Origin of the sequence: Ornithinimicrobium jinqii (genome assembly GCF_045032595.1) — a bacterium.
Classification (GTDB): domain Bacteria; phylum Actinomycetota; class Actinomycetes; order Actinomycetales; family Dermatophilaceae; genus Ornithinicoccus.
The window spans coordinates 22,503-39,323 of record NZ_JBJFZS010000024.1; the positions used below are offsets into that span (position 1 = coordinate 22,503).

The 16,821-nt window shown below is 73.2% G+C and carries 20 protein-coding genes; 4 read left to right on the forward strand and 16 right to left on the reverse strand.

From position 1 onward, the window contains the following. Positions 1-15: 15 nt before the first annotated feature. The 6 genes from ACI3ET_RS11625 to ACI3ET_RS11650 all read right to left on the reverse strand — a co-directional run bounded on the left by ACI3ET_RS11625 (position 16) and on the right by ACI3ET_RS11650 (position 5,222). Positions 16-678: an MBL fold metallo-hydrolase gene (locus tag ACI3ET_RS11625; RefSeq protein WP_405033214.1), complete on the reverse strand. Its 663-nt coding sequence runs from the start codon at positions 676-678 to the stop codon at positions 16-18. Then, positions 675-1,781 carry an S-(hydroxymethyl)mycothiol dehydrogenase gene (locus tag ACI3ET_RS11630; protein WP_405033215.1) on the reverse strand — a complete coding sequence of 369 codons (1,107 nt, stop codon included), beginning with the start codon at positions 1,779-1,781 and terminating at the stop codon, positions 675-677. The genes ACI3ET_RS11625 and ACI3ET_RS11630 overlap by 4 nt, the downstream gene beginning before the upstream one ends. 212 nt (positions 1,782-1,993) lie before the next feature. Then, entirely contained in the window at positions 1,994-3,181 is a 1,188-nt protein-coding gene (locus ACI3ET_RS11635; RefSeq protein ID WP_405033217.1) for a hypothetical protein, read from the reverse strand. Between the two features lie 158 nt (positions 3,182-3,339). Further along, the gene (gene ispF / locus ACI3ET_RS11640; protein ID WP_405033350.1) at positions 3,340-3,834 is read right to left on the reverse strand and encodes a 2-C-methyl-D-erythritol 2,4-cyclodiphosphate synthase; all 495 of its coding nucleotides are present in this window, start codon (positions 3,832-3,834) and stop codon (positions 3,340-3,342) included. Between the two features lie 65 nt (positions 3,835-3,899). After that, the gene (locus ACI3ET_RS11645; protein WP_405033218.1) at positions 3,900-4,616 is read right to left on the reverse strand and encodes an IspD/TarI family cytidylyltransferase; all 717 of its coding nucleotides are present in this window, start codon (positions 4,614-4,616) and stop codon (positions 3,900-3,902) included. 123 nt (positions 4,617-4,739) lie between these two features. After that, on the reverse strand, positions 4,740-5,222 hold the full coding sequence (locus ACI3ET_RS11650; RefSeq protein ID WP_158061934.1) for a CarD family transcriptional regulator: 483 nt from the start codon (positions 5,220-5,222) through the stop codon (positions 4,740-4,742). Positions 5,223-5,443: 221 nt separating this feature from the next. Between ACI3ET_RS11650 and ACI3ET_RS11655 the strand changes: the two genes are divergently transcribed. Further along, on the forward strand, positions 5,444-5,986 hold the full coding sequence (locus ACI3ET_RS11655) for a hypothetical protein (RefSeq protein ID WP_405033219.1): 543 nt from the start codon (positions 5,444-5,446) through the stop codon (positions 5,984-5,986). A gap of 93 nt (positions 5,987-6,079) precedes the next feature. Here the strand turns inward: ACI3ET_RS11655 and phoU are convergent, their stop codons facing one another. After that, a complete protein-coding gene (phoU, locus tag ACI3ET_RS11660) occupies positions 6,080-6,778 on the reverse strand; it encodes a phosphate signaling complex protein PhoU (protein WP_405033220.1) in 699 nt (232 codons plus the stop codon). 200 nt (positions 6,779-6,978) lie between these two features. On the opposite strand from phoU, the gene ACI3ET_RS11665 reads away from it, so the two are divergent. Further along, a complete protein-coding gene (locus tag ACI3ET_RS11665) occupies positions 6,979-8,265 on the forward strand; it encodes a sensor histidine kinase (protein WP_405033221.1) in 1,287 nt (428 codons plus the stop codon). A 4-nt stretch (positions 8,266-8,269) separates the two neighbouring features. Next, positions 8,270-8,953 (forward strand): winged helix-turn-helix domain-containing protein, encoded by a 684-nt coding sequence (locus tag ACI3ET_RS11670; RefSeq protein ID WP_405033222.1) that lies wholly within the window; start codon positions 8,270-8,272, stop codon positions 8,951-8,953. Positions 8,954-8,960: 7 nt separating this feature from the next. Here the strand turns inward: ACI3ET_RS11670 and ACI3ET_RS11675 are convergent, their stop codons facing one another. The 3 genes from ACI3ET_RS11675 to mshA form a co-directional block, all read right to left on the reverse strand. After that, entirely contained in the window at positions 8,961-9,716 is a 756-nt protein-coding gene (locus tag ACI3ET_RS11675; RefSeq protein ID WP_405033223.1) for a phosphoglyceromutase, read from the reverse strand. 66 nt (positions 9,717-9,782) lie between these two features. After that, entirely contained in the window at positions 9,783-10,352 is a 570-nt protein-coding gene (locus ACI3ET_RS11680; RefSeq protein WP_405033224.1) for a YbjN domain-containing protein, read from the reverse strand. Next, the gene (gene mshA, locus ACI3ET_RS11685; protein ID WP_405033225.1) at positions 10,349-11,653 is read right to left on the reverse strand and encodes a D-inositol-3-phosphate glycosyltransferase; all 1,305 of its coding nucleotides are present in this window, start codon (positions 11,651-11,653) and stop codon (positions 10,349-10,351) included. Before mshA ends, ACI3ET_RS11680 begins: the two co-directional genes overlap by 4 nt. Positions 11,654-11,687: 34 nt before the next feature. Here mshA and ACI3ET_RS11690 point away from each other — a divergent pair, with 34 nt between their 5' ends. Beyond that, positions 11,688-12,518, forward strand: coding sequence for a class I SAM-dependent methyltransferase (locus tag ACI3ET_RS11690; RefSeq protein ID WP_405033226.1), 831 nt, complete (start codon positions 11,688-11,690; stop codon positions 12,516-12,518). On the opposite strand, the gene ACI3ET_RS11695 is transcribed toward ACI3ET_RS11690, so the two are convergent. The 6 genes from ACI3ET_RS11695 to ygfZ form a co-directional block, all read right to left on the reverse strand. After that, positions 12,506-12,889, reverse strand: coding sequence for a phosphomannose isomerase type II C-terminal cupin domain (locus tag ACI3ET_RS11695; RefSeq protein WP_405033227.1), 384 nt, complete (start codon positions 12,887-12,889; stop codon positions 12,506-12,508). The two genes, ACI3ET_RS11690 and ACI3ET_RS11695, sit on opposite strands and share 13 nt — an antisense overlap. Positions 12,890-13,061: 172 nt before the next feature. Continuing rightward, a complete protein-coding gene (locus ACI3ET_RS11700; RefSeq protein ID WP_405033228.1) occupies positions 13,062-13,391 on the reverse strand; it encodes a DUF2516 family protein in 330 nt (109 codons plus the stop codon). Positions 13,392-13,421: 30 nt separating this feature from the next. After that, positions 13,422-13,847 (reverse strand): D-aminoacyl-tRNA deacylase, encoded by a 426-nt coding sequence (gene dtd, locus ACI3ET_RS11705; protein WP_405033229.1) that lies wholly within the window; start codon positions 13,845-13,847, stop codon positions 13,422-13,424. Then, on the reverse strand, positions 13,844-14,869 hold the full coding sequence (locus ACI3ET_RS11710) for an asparaginase (protein WP_405033230.1): 1,026 nt from the start codon (positions 14,867-14,869) through the stop codon (positions 13,844-13,846). Before ACI3ET_RS11710 ends, dtd begins: the two co-directional genes overlap by 4 nt. Next, positions 14,866-15,711, reverse strand: a complete 846-nt coding sequence (locus ACI3ET_RS11715) for a beta-keto acid cleavage family enzyme (protein ID WP_405033231.1) — start codon at positions 15,709-15,711, stop codon at positions 14,866-14,868. Before ACI3ET_RS11715 ends, ACI3ET_RS11710 begins: the two co-directional genes overlap by 4 nt. An 83-nt stretch (positions 15,712-15,794) precedes the next feature. Further along, positions 15,795-16,811, reverse strand: a complete 1,017-nt coding sequence (gene ygfZ, locus ACI3ET_RS11720; RefSeq protein WP_405033233.1) for a CAF17-like 4Fe-4S cluster assembly/insertion protein YgfZ — start codon at positions 16,809-16,811, stop codon at positions 15,795-15,797. Positions 16,812-16,821: the final 10 nt, after the last annotated feature.

Sequence of the window (16,821 nt, forward strand, 5' to 3'; positions counted from 1 at the left end):
ACCGGCACGCGAGGGTCAGTCGTCGGCCGACGCCTCGTGCTCGTCGAGCCAGCGCTGGCGGTCGGCCCTCTCGGCCCCGATCGTCGTGTCGCCGCCGTGGCCGGTGTGCACGACGGTGTCGTCGGACAGCGGGAGCAGGGCCCGGGTGATCGAGTCGACGATCGTCTCGAAGCTGCTGTACGAACGACCCGTCGCGCCGGGCCCGCCCTCGAAGAGGGTGTCGCCGGTGAAGACCACCCCGAGCTCGGGGACGGAGAAGCAGCAGGCGCCCGGGGCGTGGCCCGGGGTGTGCAGGACGCGCACCTGCACGCCGGCGACCTCGATCGTCTGTCCGTCGGCCAGGTCCTCGTCCCAGGAACGACCCTGGTGGCGCAGGTCCCACAGGACCCTGTCGTCGGGGTTGAGGTAGATCGGGGCGCCGGTGCGCTCCTTGAGCTCGAAGACGGCGTCGACGTGGTCGGAGTGCGCGTGCGTGAGCAGGATGGCCCGGACCGTGCGGTCGCCGACGACCTGCATGATCGCGTCGGCGTCGTGGGGGGCGTCGAAGACCACGCACTCGTGGTCGTCGCCGAGCACCCAGACGTTGTTGTCGACCTCCCAGGTGCCGCCGTCCAGCTCGAAGATGCCGGTGGTGACGCCGTGGTCGATGCGGGCGCGCGAGGTGCCGGAGGGCGTCATACCCCCGCCTCCTGGTCGAGGACGACGACCGAGCGGAGGACCTCGCCGGCGTGCATCTTGTCGAAGGCCTGCTCGACCTGGTCCAACGCGATCGTCTCGGTGACGAAGCCGTCGAGGTCGAAGCGGCCCTGGCGGTAGAGGTCGATCAGCATCGGGAAGTCGCGGCTGGGGAGGCAGTCGCCGTACCAGCTGGACTTGAGCGCCCCGCCGCGGCCGAAGACGTCGAGCAGCGGCAGCGTGATCTCCATGTCGGGCGTGGGGACCCCGACGAGGACGACGGTGCCGGCGAGGTCGCGGGAGTAGAAGGCCTGCTTGTAGGTCTCCGGGCGGCCGACCGCGTCGATGACGACGTCCGCCCCGTGACCGCCGGTGAGCTCCTGGATCGCCTCGACCGGATCGGTGTCGCGGGAGTTGACGGTGTGGGTGGCGCCGAATCGCTTCGCGCCCTCGAGCTTGCGGTCGTCCACGTCGACCGCGATGACCGTGGTCGCTCCGGCCAGGACCGCGCCCGCGATCGCGGCGCTGCCGACACCGCCGCAGCCGATCACCGCGACCGAGTCGCCGCGGGAGACGTTGCCGGTGTTCACGGCGGCGCCGAAGCCGGCCATCACGCCGCAGCCGAGGAGGCCCGCAGCGACCGGGGACGCCTCGCGGTCGACCTTGGTGCACTGTCCGGCGTGGACCAGGGTCTTCTCGATGAACGCCCCGATGCCCAGCGCCGGGCTGAGCTCCTCGCCCGTGTCCGCGAGAGTCATCTTCTGGGTGGCGTTGTGCGTGCTGAAGCAGTACCACGGCTCGCCCTTGGCGCACGCGCGGCACTGCCCGCAGACCGCACGCCAGTTGAGGATGACGTAGTCACCGGGTGCGAGGTCCGTGACCCCCTCGCCGACCGCCTCGACGGTGCCCGCCGCCTCGTGGCCCAGCAGGAACGGGAAGTCGTCGTTGATGCCGCCCTCGCGGTAGTGCAGGTCCGTGTGGCAGACGCCGCACGCCTCGACCCTCACGACGGCCTCGCCGGGTCCCGGGTCTGGCACGACGATGTCGACGACCTCGACGTCGGCACCCTTGCTGCGGGCGACGACCCCCTTGACGGTGCTGGGCATGTGTCCTCCTGGTGGTGGGCTGGGTCTGTCGTCAGCCTAGTGGGGTGCGGTCGGCCTCCCACCTGGTCGTCACCCTGGCCCTGGTGCTGGTCGTGCACGCGGCACGCTGCGCATCGTCCGCTATTGCGCACCTCACGCAGCGTGCGTCGTGCACGAGGCTCTCCTCCGCGCGACCGTCGCCTGTCACGGCACCGTGCCGTCACGACGCATGGTCAGTTCGTCGGTCGGGGCCGGACGTCGATGGGCGGCAGTGGACGCTGCGTGCCCTGCCTGATGGTCTCCCGAAGTCGTCGGAGAAAGACACCCGGTCTCTGGTGCAAGGTCCACGGTGCGACGCCGACGAGGCCGGAGGCGGCGTAGTCGGAGTCCTTCTCGACCGTCGAGGCCCACTTGCTCCCGCCCTGTGCGTCGGTGCCCTGATGGTGAGCACGCGAGTGGACCTGCGCCACGACGCCCGCGCTCGGGAAGTAGCCGTCCGGCGTCCCGACGAGGGCACCATCGAGGGTGAAGAGTTGGACGTTGGACAGCATCTCGGGCAGGTCGGACGCCGCGTCGACGTGCTGGCGCAGCACGGCCTCGGGTCGCGACCACGCACCACCGGGGAAGGCGTCGAGACCCCGGTGGATCTCGTGGACACCCGCGACACCCGTGCGCGGTCGGCGCCGCAGCTCCGTCGCGACGTCTTCCGGCGAGCACAGACCTCGTTGCAGCGCCGCGATCGTCAGTGCCTCGATCTCCCCGGCCGGCTGTGGCTGCAGGACGGCAGCGTCGGCGAGGGCTCGCGCCGCGTCAGCGACGGTGACTGGTCCGTCCCGACGTGCCGCTCGAAGAGTCCGTGACGTGCGGACGACCCTGACCCCGCGTCCGGCGCACGTGGCCCGGCGGGCTCGGCACCTCTCGGGCACGAGGAAGATGGCCTCGCACGTTCCGGTGACCGCCAGACCCAGCTCGCGGAGCGCGATGAGTCCGGTCAGGGCAGCACGTGGTCCCGCCCACAGCGCGGCACCCACGAGGAGCGTGGCCTCGTCCAGCTCGCCCCGCCGAGCGGCGTAGACGCCGGGGAAGGGCATCTGCCAGATGCGGCGCACCGCGTGACGCATCGCCGAGTGGGTCCAGCCGGCCTCCCTGACCTGGGCCGAGGTCGCCAGCGACCGCTGGCCCGCGACGTCGGGGAAGACTCGTTCCGCGCGCTGTCGTGCAGTGCTGCGCGGCCGGCCGTCGGTGTGGGTCCCGTCGTCGCAGCCCTCGCTCCCTTCGCTGGCGTCGCTGCCTTCGAACGCGTCGCCCGACGCGGGCGTGGGCACGCCCCCCGGCGTGGGCGGGCCGCTCGTGGCGGAGGCCTCCGCCCACTCGGGAGCGCTGGCCGAGGTAGCTACTTGCGGGGATGCGATGCTGTCCACCGCCCGAGCCTTGCGCACACAGTGCTGCGCCCGCTCCGACCCTGTGGACAACCCGCACGTGCACGGCGCACGCTGCGAGATTCGCACCATTGCGCACGTCACGCAGCGGCACGCTGCACAAGCCCTGTAGATGAGCTTCTGGGCCTTCCCTCGAGGGATCAGCCGTCAGGTTCGGGGACGACGAGGGCGGTGGCGATGCCGGTCAGACCCTCTCCCCGGCCGGTGAACCCCAGCCCGTCGGTCGTGGCGGCACTCACCGAGACCGCGGCCCCGCCCAGGGCAGCAGACATGGCGGCCTGCATCTCCTCGCGGCGGAGGCCAACGCGCGGGCGACTTCCGACCAGCTGGACAGCCACGTTGCCGACGACCAGTCCGGCACCCTCCACGAGTCCGTGGACGTGCTGGAGCATCTCGGTCCCGGACGCGTCGACCATCTCCGGCCGGTCGGTGCCGAACACGGAGCCCAGGTCTCCCAGGCCGGCGGCCGAGAGCAGGGCGTTGCAGGCGGCGTGGGCCGCGACGTCTCCGTCGGAGTGACCCTCGATCCCTCGTTCGCCGGGCCAGGCCACGCACCCCAGCATCAGGACTCGTGGCGACGCCGCGTCGGCGTAGGCGTGGACGTCGACGCCGATGCCCACGCGAGGGAGGGGCATCGCGCGCTTGGTGTGCGGAGCCTGGCCGGGGGAACCCTGGCCGGGAGACGCCTCGCTGTTGCCGATCATCGCTCCTCCAACCAGCCCGCTGCGACTTCGAGGTCGTGGGGGGTGGTGATCTTCATCGCGCGCGGCGATCCCGCGACGACGGTGACCCGGCCGCCGTGGGCCTCGACCATGCCGCAGTCGTCGGTGGCCGGGGCGCCGGACTCCCCGTCACGACCCGGGCCCCGCTCCGCATGGGCACGCTCGAGCGTCTCACGCAGGAAGCCCTGGGGGGTCTGCACCGCGCGCAGGGAGGACCGGTCGACGGTCGCCACCACCGTCTCCTCGCCCGTGGGGCCGACGACGACCTGCTTGATCGTGTCCACCACCGGGAGCGCCGGCGTCACGGCGGAGTGCCCGCGATGGACCGCGTCGACGACCCGGTCGAACACCTCGACAGGGGTCAGGGCCCGGGCCGCGTCGTGCACCAGCACGACCCCGACCGCGGGAGGAAGAGCAGCCAGGCCCCGCGCCACGGAGTCCGAACGCGCGGCACCCCCCGGCACCACGGCGAGGTTGACGGCGCCTGGGCGCAGGGCGCGCCCGACAGCCCTTTCCGACACCTCCGCCACCGCCAAGACCCCCTGCACCCTCGAGACCGAGGCCTGGAGCTCGCGCAGCAGCTCGGGATCACGCGGACCCACCACCACCACGTCGGTGACCGCTCGGCACTCGAGCACCCGGCGCAGCGCGTGCGCGACGATCGGCTCGGAGGCACCACCACGACCCAGCGGCACCAGCGCCTTGGGTCGACCGGCACGCAGCCGAGCGCCCTCGCCGGCCGCGACGAGGATCAGCCCGACGCGGCCGTGCTCGGCACGGGACGCCTCGGGCTGATACGCGCTCAGGTGCGGAACGCTCTAGGAAGCGAGGACCTCGTCGAGGGTGGCCTCGGCGGTGTCCTCGTTGGTCTTCTCCGCCAGCGCGAGCTCGGAGACCAGGATCTGGCGGGCCTTGCTCAGCAGCCGCTTCTCACCGGTGGACAGACCCCGGTCCTTGTCGCGGCGCCACAGGTCGCGCACGACCTCGGCCACCTTGATCACGTCGCCGGAGGCGAGCTTCTCGAGGTTGGCCTTGTAGCGGCGCGACCAGTTCGTCGGCTCCTCGGTGTGCTCGGCGCGCAGGACGGCGAAGACCTTGTCCAGGCCCTCCTTGCCGACGACGTCGCGCACACCGACGAGATCGCAGTTCTCGGCCGGCACCTCGATCGTCAGGTCGCCCTGGGCGACCTTCAGCTTGAGGTAGAGCTTCTCCTCGCCCTTGATGGTTCGTGTCTTCATCTCTTCGATGAGAGCGGCTCCGTGGTGCGGGTACACGACCGTCTCGCCGACCTTGAACATCATGTAAGAAAGCCCCTTTCGCGGAGCCCCAGAATACCACGCGTGGCGCAGGTCACGGAATCTCACCTCTGGCATTTGTGCTGGTCAGGTCGGTGCCGTGCCCCAGGGGGTATGTCGTGCACGCGCGGCACCCCCCGCCGGACGTTGGGTCAACCGCCCCTGTCGACCCTGATCACGCGGGTGGCACGGACCCTCGACGGCCCCGGACCGCTACGCTGGACAGCGTGATCACTGCATCCTCCGCGCGCCCGCGCCGCCGCGCCCTGCTCCTGACCACCGTCGCCGTGGGCACGCTGGCACTGGCCGGCTGCTCGGTGACGAACCCGACGACGACCACGCTCCGCTACGCCCCCGCCGACGGCATCGAGCTCGACGGTGAGACGCTCGCGGTCCGCGACCTGCTGGTGGTCAGCCAGGGCAACGGCGCCCCGGGCGTCGTGTCCGGCTCGCTCGTCAACGCGACCGACGAGGCGCTGACCGTCTCGGTCTCCGTCAACGGCGAGGTCCTCACCCCCGAGATCACGGTCGAGCCGAACGGCGCCGCCCGCATGGACGGCACCGCCCCCGACGGAACGGCCGGCGACCGGCTCGTCGTCCCGGCGCTGGACACCCCGGCCGGCCAGGGCGTCGAGGTCCGCGTGCAGGCCGGTGACGAGACCCTCGTCGGCAACGCCCCGGTGCTCCTGCCGCGGGGCCCCTACGAGCAGTTCGCCGACGACGCGGGCGGCACGGTCGAGCCGCCCGCGTCGGAGGAGAGCGACCACTGAAGGTCGCCCCCGGGCTGATCCGATCACGCGAGAGCGCCGGTGTCCCCTGAGGGACGCCGGCGCTCTGTCGTTCGGGGGATGGGAGCTGTCGGCTTAGTCGCGCGCCGGCGGCACGCGGACCGCGCTCTCGTAGGCGCCGGGCACCTGCTCGTCGTGCCACATGCCGGTGACCAGGTAGACGACGCGGATCGCCACCGAGACGGCGTGGTCGGCGAACCGCTCGTAGTAGCGGGAGAGCAGGGTGGCGTCGATCGCACTCTGGGTGTCGACCGGCTGCTCGGGGTCGAGGAGGACGCGGAAGACCTCACGGTGCAGGCGGTCCATCGTGTCGTCGCGCAGCTGCAGCTCGCGGGCCCCGTTGGGGTCGTGCGCAGCCACGATCTCGCCGGCCCGCAGCACCATCTCGCGGGCCACGACGGCCATCTCGGCGAAGACCCCGCGCAGCTCCTCGGGCACGGCCCCGTGCGGGTAGCGCAGTCGTGCGAGCTTGGCGACGTGCCTGGCGAGGTCCCCGCTGCGCTCGAGGTCCGAGCTCATCCGCAGGGCGGTCACCAGCTGGCGCAGGTCGGTGGCGACCGGCTGCTGGCGGGCGAGGATGTCGATCGAGCGGTTGTCCAGGTCTCGGCGCAACGCGTCGATCTGCTCGTCGTCGGTGATCACCTGCTCGGCCAGGGCGAGGTCCGCCTCCATGAGCGACTGCGTGGCACGGTCGAGGGCACGCGCCGAGAGCCGGCTCATCTCCACCAGCTGGTCGGAGGTGAAGGCGAGCTCCTCCTGGAAGAGACTGCGCATCGCGACGAACCGTCCTCTCTACGTCATACCGTCAGGGTCTCGACCGGCCCGCCCCCTGCCCGGGCCGGGCCGGGCCGGGCCACACCGTCGCACCACGGCATGAACAACGTACGACGCCACGGTGAACACTGCCCGACCACGAGGCTGCCGGGGTCCTGTCTGGCACCGAGCATCCCCTCCCATCAGCCTAGTCTGGACCCGTGACCCCCCTCAGCGCAGGTGCCCTCGGCGTGGCCGTGGGCGTCCTGCTCGCCGCGCTGGCCTGGTGGCTGGTCCGGCTCTCGGAGCGACGGCAGGCCGCGGAGACGGCCCCGACCGCCGCCCCGGACGCCACCGTGCTGCCGCGCGGTGTCCAGGACGTGCTGTCGGTGCTGCGCGCCGGCGGCATCGTCGTGGACCGCAGCGGTCGGGTGCTCACCGCCAGCTCGTCGTCGGTCGCCTTCGGTCTCGTGCGGGGGCAGGACCTGCTGCACGAGGGCCTGCGCAGCCTGGTGTCGGCCGTGCAGCGCGACGGCGTGATCCGCGAGGGCGAGTACGAGATCGCGCGGGGCCCTCTGGGCGCCGGCATCGTCCTGGTCGCCTGCCGTGTCGCCCCGATCGGTGACGACATGGTCGTCATCCTCGTCGAGGACCGAACCCAGGCCCGCCGGGTCGAGGAGGTCCGTCGCGACTTCGTCGTCAACGTCAGCCACGAGCTCAAGACGCCCGTCGGGGGCCTGGCGCTTCTGGCCGAGGCCGTCGAGGACGCCGCCGACGACCCCGAGGCGGTGGCCCGCTTCGCCGGCCGGATGAAGGGCGAGACCCGTCGCCTCACGAGGCTGGTCAGCGAGATCGTGGACCTCTCTCGTCTGCAGACGAACGACCTGCACGCCGACATGGTGATCGTCGACGTCGCGGCCTGCGCGGCCGAGGCTGTCGACCACACCCGGCTGCTCGCCGGCCAGCGTGAGCTCTTGGCGGTCAGCACCCAGGACCCGGCGGGGCTGCGCGTCTACGGCGACCAGGAGCTCATCACGACGGCGATCCGCAACCTCGTCACCAACGCGATCTCCTACTCCGAGGACGGCACGAAGGTCACCGTGGTCACCCGCCGCGTCGGCGACGTGGTCGAGGTCTCGGTGACCGACCAGGGCCGCGGCATCTCGGTGGCCGACCAGGAGCGGATCTTCGAGCGCTTCTACCGCGTCGACGCCGCCCGCTCGCGCAGCACCGGCGGCACGGGTCTGGGGCTGTCCATCGTCAAGCACATCTGCGCCAACCACGGCGGCGAGGTGACGGTGTGGAGCCAGGAGGGCCAGGGCGCCACGTTCACCGTGCGGCTGCCTGCGGTGGTGGACGACGACAGACCCGTCGGCGCGCTCGCACCGCACCGCCCCGGGCAGCGGCCCCGGGTGGCCGATCCCGCGCACGGTGACGATCCCGCGCTCGGTGACGCAGTACCCTCAGGGGCGTCCCGCGCCCCGTCCCGCACGCGCAAGGAAAGGTGAGCAGATGACCCGCATCCTGGTGGTCGAGGACGAGGAGTCCTTCTCCGACCCGCTGTCCTACCTCCTGGAGAAGGAGGGGTATGACGTGGCCGTCACCGCCACCGGTCCCGACGGGCTCGCCGAGTTCGACCGCAACGGGGCCGACCTGGTGCTGCTCGACCTCATGCTCCCTGGCCTGTCCGGCGTCGACGTGTGCCGGGCCCTGCGCCAGCGCTCGAGCGTGCCGGTGATCATGCTGACCGCCAAGGACTCCGAGGTGGACAAGGTCGTCGGGCTGGAGATCGGGGCCGACGACTACGTCACCAAGCCCTACTCCGCACGCGAGCTGCTCGCCCGCATCAAGGCGGTCCTCCGGCGGCTGTCCGAGCCCGAGGAGCTGATGCCCTCGACGGTCGAGTCCGGGCCGGTGCGCATGGACGTCGAGCGGCACACCGTGCAGGTCGACGGGGAGCCGGTCTCGTTGCCGCTCAAGGAGTTCGAGCTGCTGGAGATGCTGCTGCGCAACGCCGGCCGGGTGCTGACACGCGGTCAGCTCATCGACCGCGTGTGGGGCAGTGACTACGTCGGCGACACCAAGACGCTCGACGTCCACGTCAAGAGGCTGCGGGCCAAGATCGAGCCCGACCCCTCCTCGCCGACGCTCATCATCACCGTGCGCGGACTCGGCTACAAGTTCGAGACCACCTGAGCCGGGGTCAGTGCTTGCCCTGGTCGGCGACCTGCTGGATGGCGGCCTCGGCGGCGTCCGCGTCGAGGTAGCGACCCCCGACGGTGACCGGCCTGAGGTCCGCGTCCAGCTCGTAGTGCAGCGGGATGCCGGTGGGGATGTTGAGGCCGGCGATGTCCTCGTCGCTGATGCCGTCGAGGTGCTTGACCAGCGCCCGCAGGCTGTTGCCGTGGGCCGCGACGACGACCGTGTGCCCCGCCTGCAGGTCCGGCACGATCGAGGACTCCCAGTAGGGCAGCATCCGCTCGATGACGTCCTTGAGGCACTCGGTCAGCGGCATGGGGCCGTCGGCGTCGGCGTAGCGCGGGTCGCCCGCCTGCGAGTACTCGTCGTCGGGGTCGATGGGCGGGGGCGGGGTGTCGAAGCTGCGGCGCCACAGCATGAACTGCTCCTCGCCGTAGCGGTCCCGGGTGGCCGCCTTGTCCAGGCCCTGCAGCGCGCCGTAGTGCCGCTCGTTCAGGCGCCAGGAGCGGCGCACCGGGATCCAGTGGCGGTCCGCGACGTCGAGCGCCATGTTGGCGGTGGTGATCGCCCGGCGGAGCAGGGAGGTGTGCAGGATGTCGGGGTGCAGGTCCTCGGCGGCCATGAGCTCCCCGGCCCGGCGGGCCTCCGCGCGGCCCTTGTCGGTGAGGTCGACGTCGACCCAGCCCGTGAAGAGGTTCTTGGCGTTCCACTCGCTCTCGCCGTGACGGAGCAGGATCAGGGTGTGCGGGGCGTCGCTCATGCCCCGACCCTACCGACCGGACGCGTCGCGTGGCGCTCGCGGGGGCGACCGGGCGCGCGGGGGGCGCTACCCGTGCGCCTGCGCCGGGGGCTCCCCCACCACGACCGGGTCGGGGTCCGCCTCCAGCTCGGCCCGGAACGCCTCGAGGTTGACGGTCGGCTCGCCCCGCGACAGCCGCCACGCCCACTCACGGCGGATCGAGCTCCAGAAACCCAGCCGCAGCAGTGCGTTGAACGGGTCGTCGCAGGCCACCAGCACCGCGCCCAGCAGCTCGTCCAGCAGCGCCTCGTCGAGCCCGGCCAGCGGCACCCTCCCGGTGACGTAGACGTCCCCGGACACGTCCACGGCATACCCGAGCCAGGGCAGCCGGAGCCCGCGGCGCAGGAGGTAGCGGTAGAACTCGGCGTGGTTCTCGTCGGGGTTGCGCACGACGAAGGCGCCGACGTCGAGCGCGCGCTTCCCCACGACGAGCGAGACGCCGGTCTGCAGCTTGCGCTCTCCCGGCAGCGTGACCACGGTCTCGCCCGGGCGCGTGCCCGCCTCCCAGTGGAGCTCGAGGTCGTCGAGCCGGGCTCGCAGCCAGGTGACGGCGTCGGAGGCGGGGTCCTCGAAGAGGTCGCGCCGAGCCGCCGTCATGCGGTCGCCCGCCGGACCGACCGGCGGCTCGCGAGGCCACCCCGTCGCGCCGCCACCGCGGACGTGTAGACGTCGAGCAGCCCGTCGACCGTGTGCTCCCAGGAGAACTGCTCGGCGTGGCTGGCCGCGCGCCGTGACCACGCCGCGCGCTCGTCCGGGTCTCGGAGCCGGTCGAGGACCTGCGTGAGGACCGTCGCCCAGGTCGCGGGGTCGTGCCCGTCGACCAGAACGCCGGCGTCGCCCACCGCGACCGGGAGCCCGCCGACGCGCGCCGCCACCACCGGCGTCCCGCTGGCCAGCGCCTCGATGGCGACCAGCCCGAACGACTCGTTGTGCGAGGGCACGGCCACGACGTCGGCGGCACGGAACCACCGCGCCAGGTCCTCGCGCGACACTGCGGGACCGAACTGCACCACGTCGTCCAACCCCTCCTCCGCCACCACCCGCGTGAGCGCCTCCGGCCGGGAGATCCCCGACCCCGACAGCCCGCCGAGCACCGCCACGACCAGACGCGAACGGCGCCCGGGATCGCGGCGCACCATCTCGCCCGCGGCCCGGACGAGGACGTCGGGGGCCTTGAGCGGCTGGATGCGCCCGACGAACAGCAGCACGTCGGCGTCGGGGTCGAGACCGAGCTCTCGGCGGGCCTCGTCCGGCGGACCGGGCCGGAAGGTCTCGAGCGCCACGCCGGGCGCGACGACGTGCACGGAATCCGGGTCGGCACCGTAGAGCTCGACGAGCTGCCGCGCCTCCTCCGGCGTGTTGGCGACGAGGGCGTCGGCCGCCGCGACCACCTGCTCCTCGCCGATCTCCCGGCCCCGCGGCTCCGGGTCGTCGTCGGCCGCGAGCGCGAGGTTCTTGACCTTGGCCATCGTGTGCATCGTGTGCACCAGCGGCACGTCGAAGCGGTCCGAGGCCAGCCACCCCACCTGCCCCGAGAGCCAGTAGTGGGCGTGGATGAGGTCGAAGTGCCCCTCCGCCCGCCGCGCCACGTGGTGCGACATGTCGGCGGCGAAGGCGCACAGCTGCCCCGGAAGGTCGTCCTTGCCCAGTCCCTCCAGCGGGCCGGCGACCACGTGGTGGACGCGCACCCCCGGCTCCAGGGTGACCGTGTCGCCCTGGGAGGAGGTGGTCGCGCGGGTGAAGATGTCGACCTCCACCCCCCGGCGCGCCAGGCGCGTGGCGGTCTCCACGACATACACGTTGAGGCCCCCGGCGTCACCGGTCCCCGGGCGCTCGAGCGGGGAGGTGTGGACGGTGACCATCGCGACGTGGCGGAGCGGGGCACCGGACGAGGTCATCGGTCCAGTCTGGCACGGCCCTAGGCTGGCGGTCGTGACCCCGCGCCCGGCCCCCCGCCGACCGGTCGGCACGATCACCCGCGGCACGACCAACCCGAACCGCCTGCGCCGCGTCGACCGGTGGATGGCGTGGGCGCTGAGGGAGGTGCTGCGCGGCCCGGTGGACCCACCCGTCGTCGTCGACCTCGGGTACGGCGCCTCGCCCGTCACGGTGCTCGAGCTCGCCGCCCGCCTGTCCGGGGTGCGGCCGGACGTGCGCGTGGTGGGGGTCGAGATCGACCCCGAGCGGGTGGCCCGGGGTCGGGCGGTCGCGGACCCGCCGCGGGTGGACTTCGCGCTGGGCGGGTTCGAGGTGCCGCTGCCGGGGGGAGGCGACCCGCTGGTCGTGCGGGCCTTCAACGTGCTGCGCCAGTATGCCGAGGAGGACACCGCGGAGGCGTGGCGGCAGGTGGTGGACCGGCTGGCGCCGGGTGGCGTGCTCGTCGAAGGCACCTGCGACGAGGTGGGGCGGCTGGCGACGTGGGTGGACGTGCGGCGGGGCGCCGACGGGGCCCCGGCCCCGCGCAGCCTCACGCTGGCGTGGCGCCTGGCGGGGCTGGAGCGCCCGTCCGTGGTGGCCGAGCGGCTGCCCAAGGTGCTGATCCACCGCAACGTCCCGGGCGAGGGCGTCCACGCGCTGATGCAGGCGCTCGACGCGGCGTGGGCCCGCCACGCGCCGCTCGCGGGCTGGGGCGCTCGGCAGCGGCTGGTCGCGTGCGCGCACGACCTGCGCGCGGACGGGTGGCCGGTGCTGCACGGCCCGTCCCGGTGGCGGCTCGGCGAGCTCGGCGTCGAGTGGGCCGCCGTGGCGCCTCAGCGCGCGTAGTCGTCCTCGACGCGCGTGATGTCGGCCTCGTCGAAGTCGCCGAAGGCGATCTCCAGGACCCGCGCGGTCGTCTCCCCGGAGTTGCCGAGCCTGTGCAGGGCGCCGGACGGTACCCAGACCATCTCGCCGGCGCGCGCGGCCCACGACCGGTCGTCCACGCGCACGTCCACCTGACCGTCGAGGACGTGCCACATCTCGGCGCGGTGGCCGTGGGTCTGCAGCGAGAGCCGGTGCCCGGGCTCGACGGTGATCGTCTTGACCGTCACCCTCTCGTTGCCGACGAACTGCTGGAAGCGCCCCCACGGCCGCTCGACGACGAAGATCTCGTCGGTGCGGTCCCGCTGCAGCCTGTCCTGGGATTCCTGCGCCACCTGAGTCACTGCTCCTCCTGATCGGGCCCGCCCTGCACGCGCCCTCCGCCCAGCTGCGCCCCGCGTCCTCGTGGAGGACGCACCCACGGGGTCACGGGCTCCGGCGCGGCGCCCCCACCATGATGTCATCTGCGCCGTTCCCGCGCAGCAGACCGGCGTCAGCGGTGGTCGTTCACCACGGCCCGTAGGGGCCCATGTGGGTGCCCTGAGCACCGCCGCCCCGCACCGTCTTCACGGCCGGCTTGACGTCGGCGTGGTAGACCGCCGCGACCACGACCGCCGCGACGTTGAAGATGTTGAACGGGGAGAACATGAAGATGAAGCCCACGACGGAGGCGATGCCGGTGAGCAGGAGCCAGAAGTTCTTGGTGCGCTTGCCCGCGGCCGGGAAGGCGTCGGCCCGGGTCCGCAGGCAGTCGACGAGGGCCCACACCATCATCGCGAGCAGCGCCACGCCGACCACGCTCTGGAGGAGGCTCTGGACTTGGAAGATCGCCGGCATGGGTCCAGGGTATGCGGTGACGCTGGGTGCCTACGTGTCGACCAGGAGCGTGAACGGACCGTCGTTGACGATGTCAACGCTCATCATCGCCCCGAACCGGCCGGTCGCGACCTCCACCCCCCGGGCCCGCAGCGCGTCCACGACGGCCTCCACCAGCGGCTCGGCGACCTCGCCCGGAGCAGCACGCGACCACGAGGGCCTTCTCCCCTTGCGGGTCTCGCCGTAGAGCGTGAACTGACTGACCACCAGCACGGGTGCTCCGGTCTCGGCCACCGACCGCTCGTCGCGCAGCACCCGCAGCTCGGCGATCTTGCGAGCCAGGGTCTCCACGTCGGCCGGACCGTCGTCGTGGGTCGCGGCCACGAGCGCGACGAGGCCGGGCCGGTCGAGCCGCCCCACGACCTCGCCCTCCACGGTCACGCTGGCCCGGGTCACGCGCTGCAGGACCGCCCTCACGGGAGCGGCACCGCGCGCACCTCACCCACGGGCGCGCCGTGACCCCGCACGACCGCGTCCGCGTCGAGGTCGTCGAGCAGCGCGTCCACCCCCTCGCCGAGGGAGCCGGCACCCAGCCGGCGCAGGACCGCGGTCGCGACCACCACCCGGGCCCGGTCGTAGCCGTCGGTGATCTTCACGCCGACGCCGTGCCCGTCCGCCAGGCCCACGGCATACACGGACTCGGCCCCGTCCTTGGCGACGAGGCCCGGGACGCCGGCGACCAGACGCGTCACGTCGCGGCCCTCGCCGCCGAGCATGCCGGGATGGGCGCGGATGGCTGCGGCCACGCGGCGCTCCGGGGTGGCGGGGCCTGCCGAGGCGAGCCGGCCGAACGCGCGGGCGAGGCCGAGGGTGCTGACGCCGAGCGCCGGCGCGCCGCAGCCGTCGACGGTCGTCACGGTCACCGCCTCTCCCGTGAGCTCCTCGACGACCTCGACGGTCAGCTTCTGGAGGGGGTGCCCGGGGTCGCGGTAGGACGCGGTGTCCCAGCCCGCCGCGACGCACGCGGCGAGCATGCCGGCGTGCTTGCCGGAACAGTTCTGCCCCAGGGCGGACGGCGGTCGCTGCTCGCGGACCCAGCGGGTGCGGGTGGCCTCGTCGAGCGGCAGGCTCGGGGTGTTCTGCAGGGCGGACGGGTCGAGGCCGACCGACTCGAGGATCCGCCGGGCCCCGTCGACGTGGCGGTCCTCTCCCGAGTGGCTGGCGCAGGCGAGCGCGAGCAGCTCGCCCTCGAGGCGGGCCCCCGCGCGGAGCATCGCCACGGCCTGGAGCGGCTTGAGCGAGGACCGCGGCAGGATCGTGGCGTCGGCGGGGCCGACCGTGAGGACGGGGGCGCCGTCGGGGGCCGTGGCCGCGACGATGCCGTGGTGGACCGACTCGACGAAGCCGCTGCGCACCACCTCGGCGACGACGGGTGCAGAACCGAGCGGGCTGGCACTGCCGCGCGGGCGGGCACTGCTGGGAGAGACGTCGGTGCTCATCGGGCGCGGCGCTCCTTCACGCCGAGGAGCTCGCGCGCCTCGGCGGTCGTCATGGGTGGTCGTTGCAGGGTGGTGGCGAGGTGCGCGGCCCGCTCGACGAGCTCGGCGTTGTGCTGCACCTGCTGGCCGCGGGCATACATGAGGTTGTCCTCCATGCCGACGCGCAGGTGGCCGCCCATCGCCAGGGCCGCGGCGGCGATCGGGAGGTGCGCGCGGCCGATGCCGGTGGCGGACCAGCTCGTGACCTCGGGGGGCAGCATCTGGACACCGGCGACCAGCGCCTCGACGGTGCCGGGCATGCCGCCGGGGACACCGGTGACGAAGTCGACGTGGACCCTGCCGCCGTAGGGCAGTCCGTGCTGGTCGATCAGCCGGCGCAGCGCCGTGACGTGCCCCAGCTCGAAGAGCTCGAACTCGGGCACCACCTCACGCTCCTGGGCCTGGACGTAGAGGTCGCTCATGAACCCGTGCGGGTTGAGGAAGACGTCGTCGCCGAAGTTGACGGTGCCGCAGGTCAGCGAGCAGGAGTCGGGCTCGGCGTCCAGCACGGTGAGGCGCCGCTCGAGCGGGTCGTGGACCGAGCCGCCGGTGGAGAGCTGGACGACGAGGTCCGTCGCCCCGCGCAGCGCCTGGACGGTGTCGCGGAGCCGGACAGGGTCGAGCGTGGGGGCGTGCCCGGCCTCGGGGTCGCGGACGTGCACGTGCACCAGGCCGGCCCCCGCCGCCTCGCACCGACGGGCGGTCTCGACGAGCTCCTCGAGCGTGGTCGGCAGCTGGGGGAAGTCGGCCTTGGCGGTCTCGGCACCCGTCGGTGCCACGGTGATCAACGTCGGAACGGGCATGGGGCCGATCTTGTCAGCCGGACCCGAGCGGGTGCGCGGCGAGGTCCACCGCCACGGGTATGGCGTGGCTGCGGCGCGGCCGGTCAGGGGGCGACGACGACCGTCTGCGCGGCGCTGGTGGTGTCCGCGAGGAGCACCGCCGCCGGGTCGGTGCTGCGCTTGACCACGGCGAGGGCGATCGGGCCCTCCTCGTGGTGGCGGGCGACGCTGGTCAGGTGGCCGACCGAGCGGCCACCCTCGACCGGGACCAGCTCGGTGCCGGGCCCGGGCTCGACGTGGCCGGAGCCGTCGAGGTGGAGGAAGACGAGGCGGCGGGGCGGACGGCCGAGGTTCTTCACGCGGGCGATCGTCTCCTGCCCGCGGTAGCAGCCCTTGTGCAGGTGGACCGCCGTGCGCAGCCAGTCGAGCTCGTGCGGGATCGTGCGGTGGTCGGTGTCGACGCCCGCGCGGGGACGCCACGCCGCGACCCGCAGCGCCTCGGAGGCCCAGGTGCCGGCGAGCGGTCGGTCGCCCACGGCCGCCTCGAGGTCCTCGACGGGGACGACGAGCTCGCGCCAGGCTCGGTCGCGGCCCGGGTGCTCCTCGCTCGGCGGCCCGTAGGCGAAGGTGTCGCCCACCGGTCCCGGCCACGGGTCGACCCAGGCCACCGGCTCGCCAGGGGCGGACTCGCGCCGGATCGGCTCCCCGAGCACGGCATACCGGTCGCTGACGTCCGTGACCTCCACCCGCAGCATGAACCGCATCGAGTCCAGCCACGCCACGAGCGCGGGGGCGGCGCCGGGCTCCGTGGTGAGCCAGGTGGTCTGCCCGTCGTCGACGACGTGCAGCGCGTGCTCGACGTGGCCCTTGGGAGAGAGGACGAGCGTCTCGGCAGAGGTGCGGGGTGCGAGGTCGGCGAGCTGCTGGCTGGTCAGCGAGTGCAGCCAGGTCAGCCGGTCCGCGCCGCTGACCGTGACGACGCCGCGGTGGGAGAGGTCGACGACCGCCAGCCCCTGCTCAAGCAGGACCTGCTCGCGGTGCGGGCCGCCGTAGTGGGACGCGACCCCAGCGTCGGGACCGGTGCCCTCGACGGCGCCGGGACGGGCGAGGAGGGCGCTCATGGCGGCCACC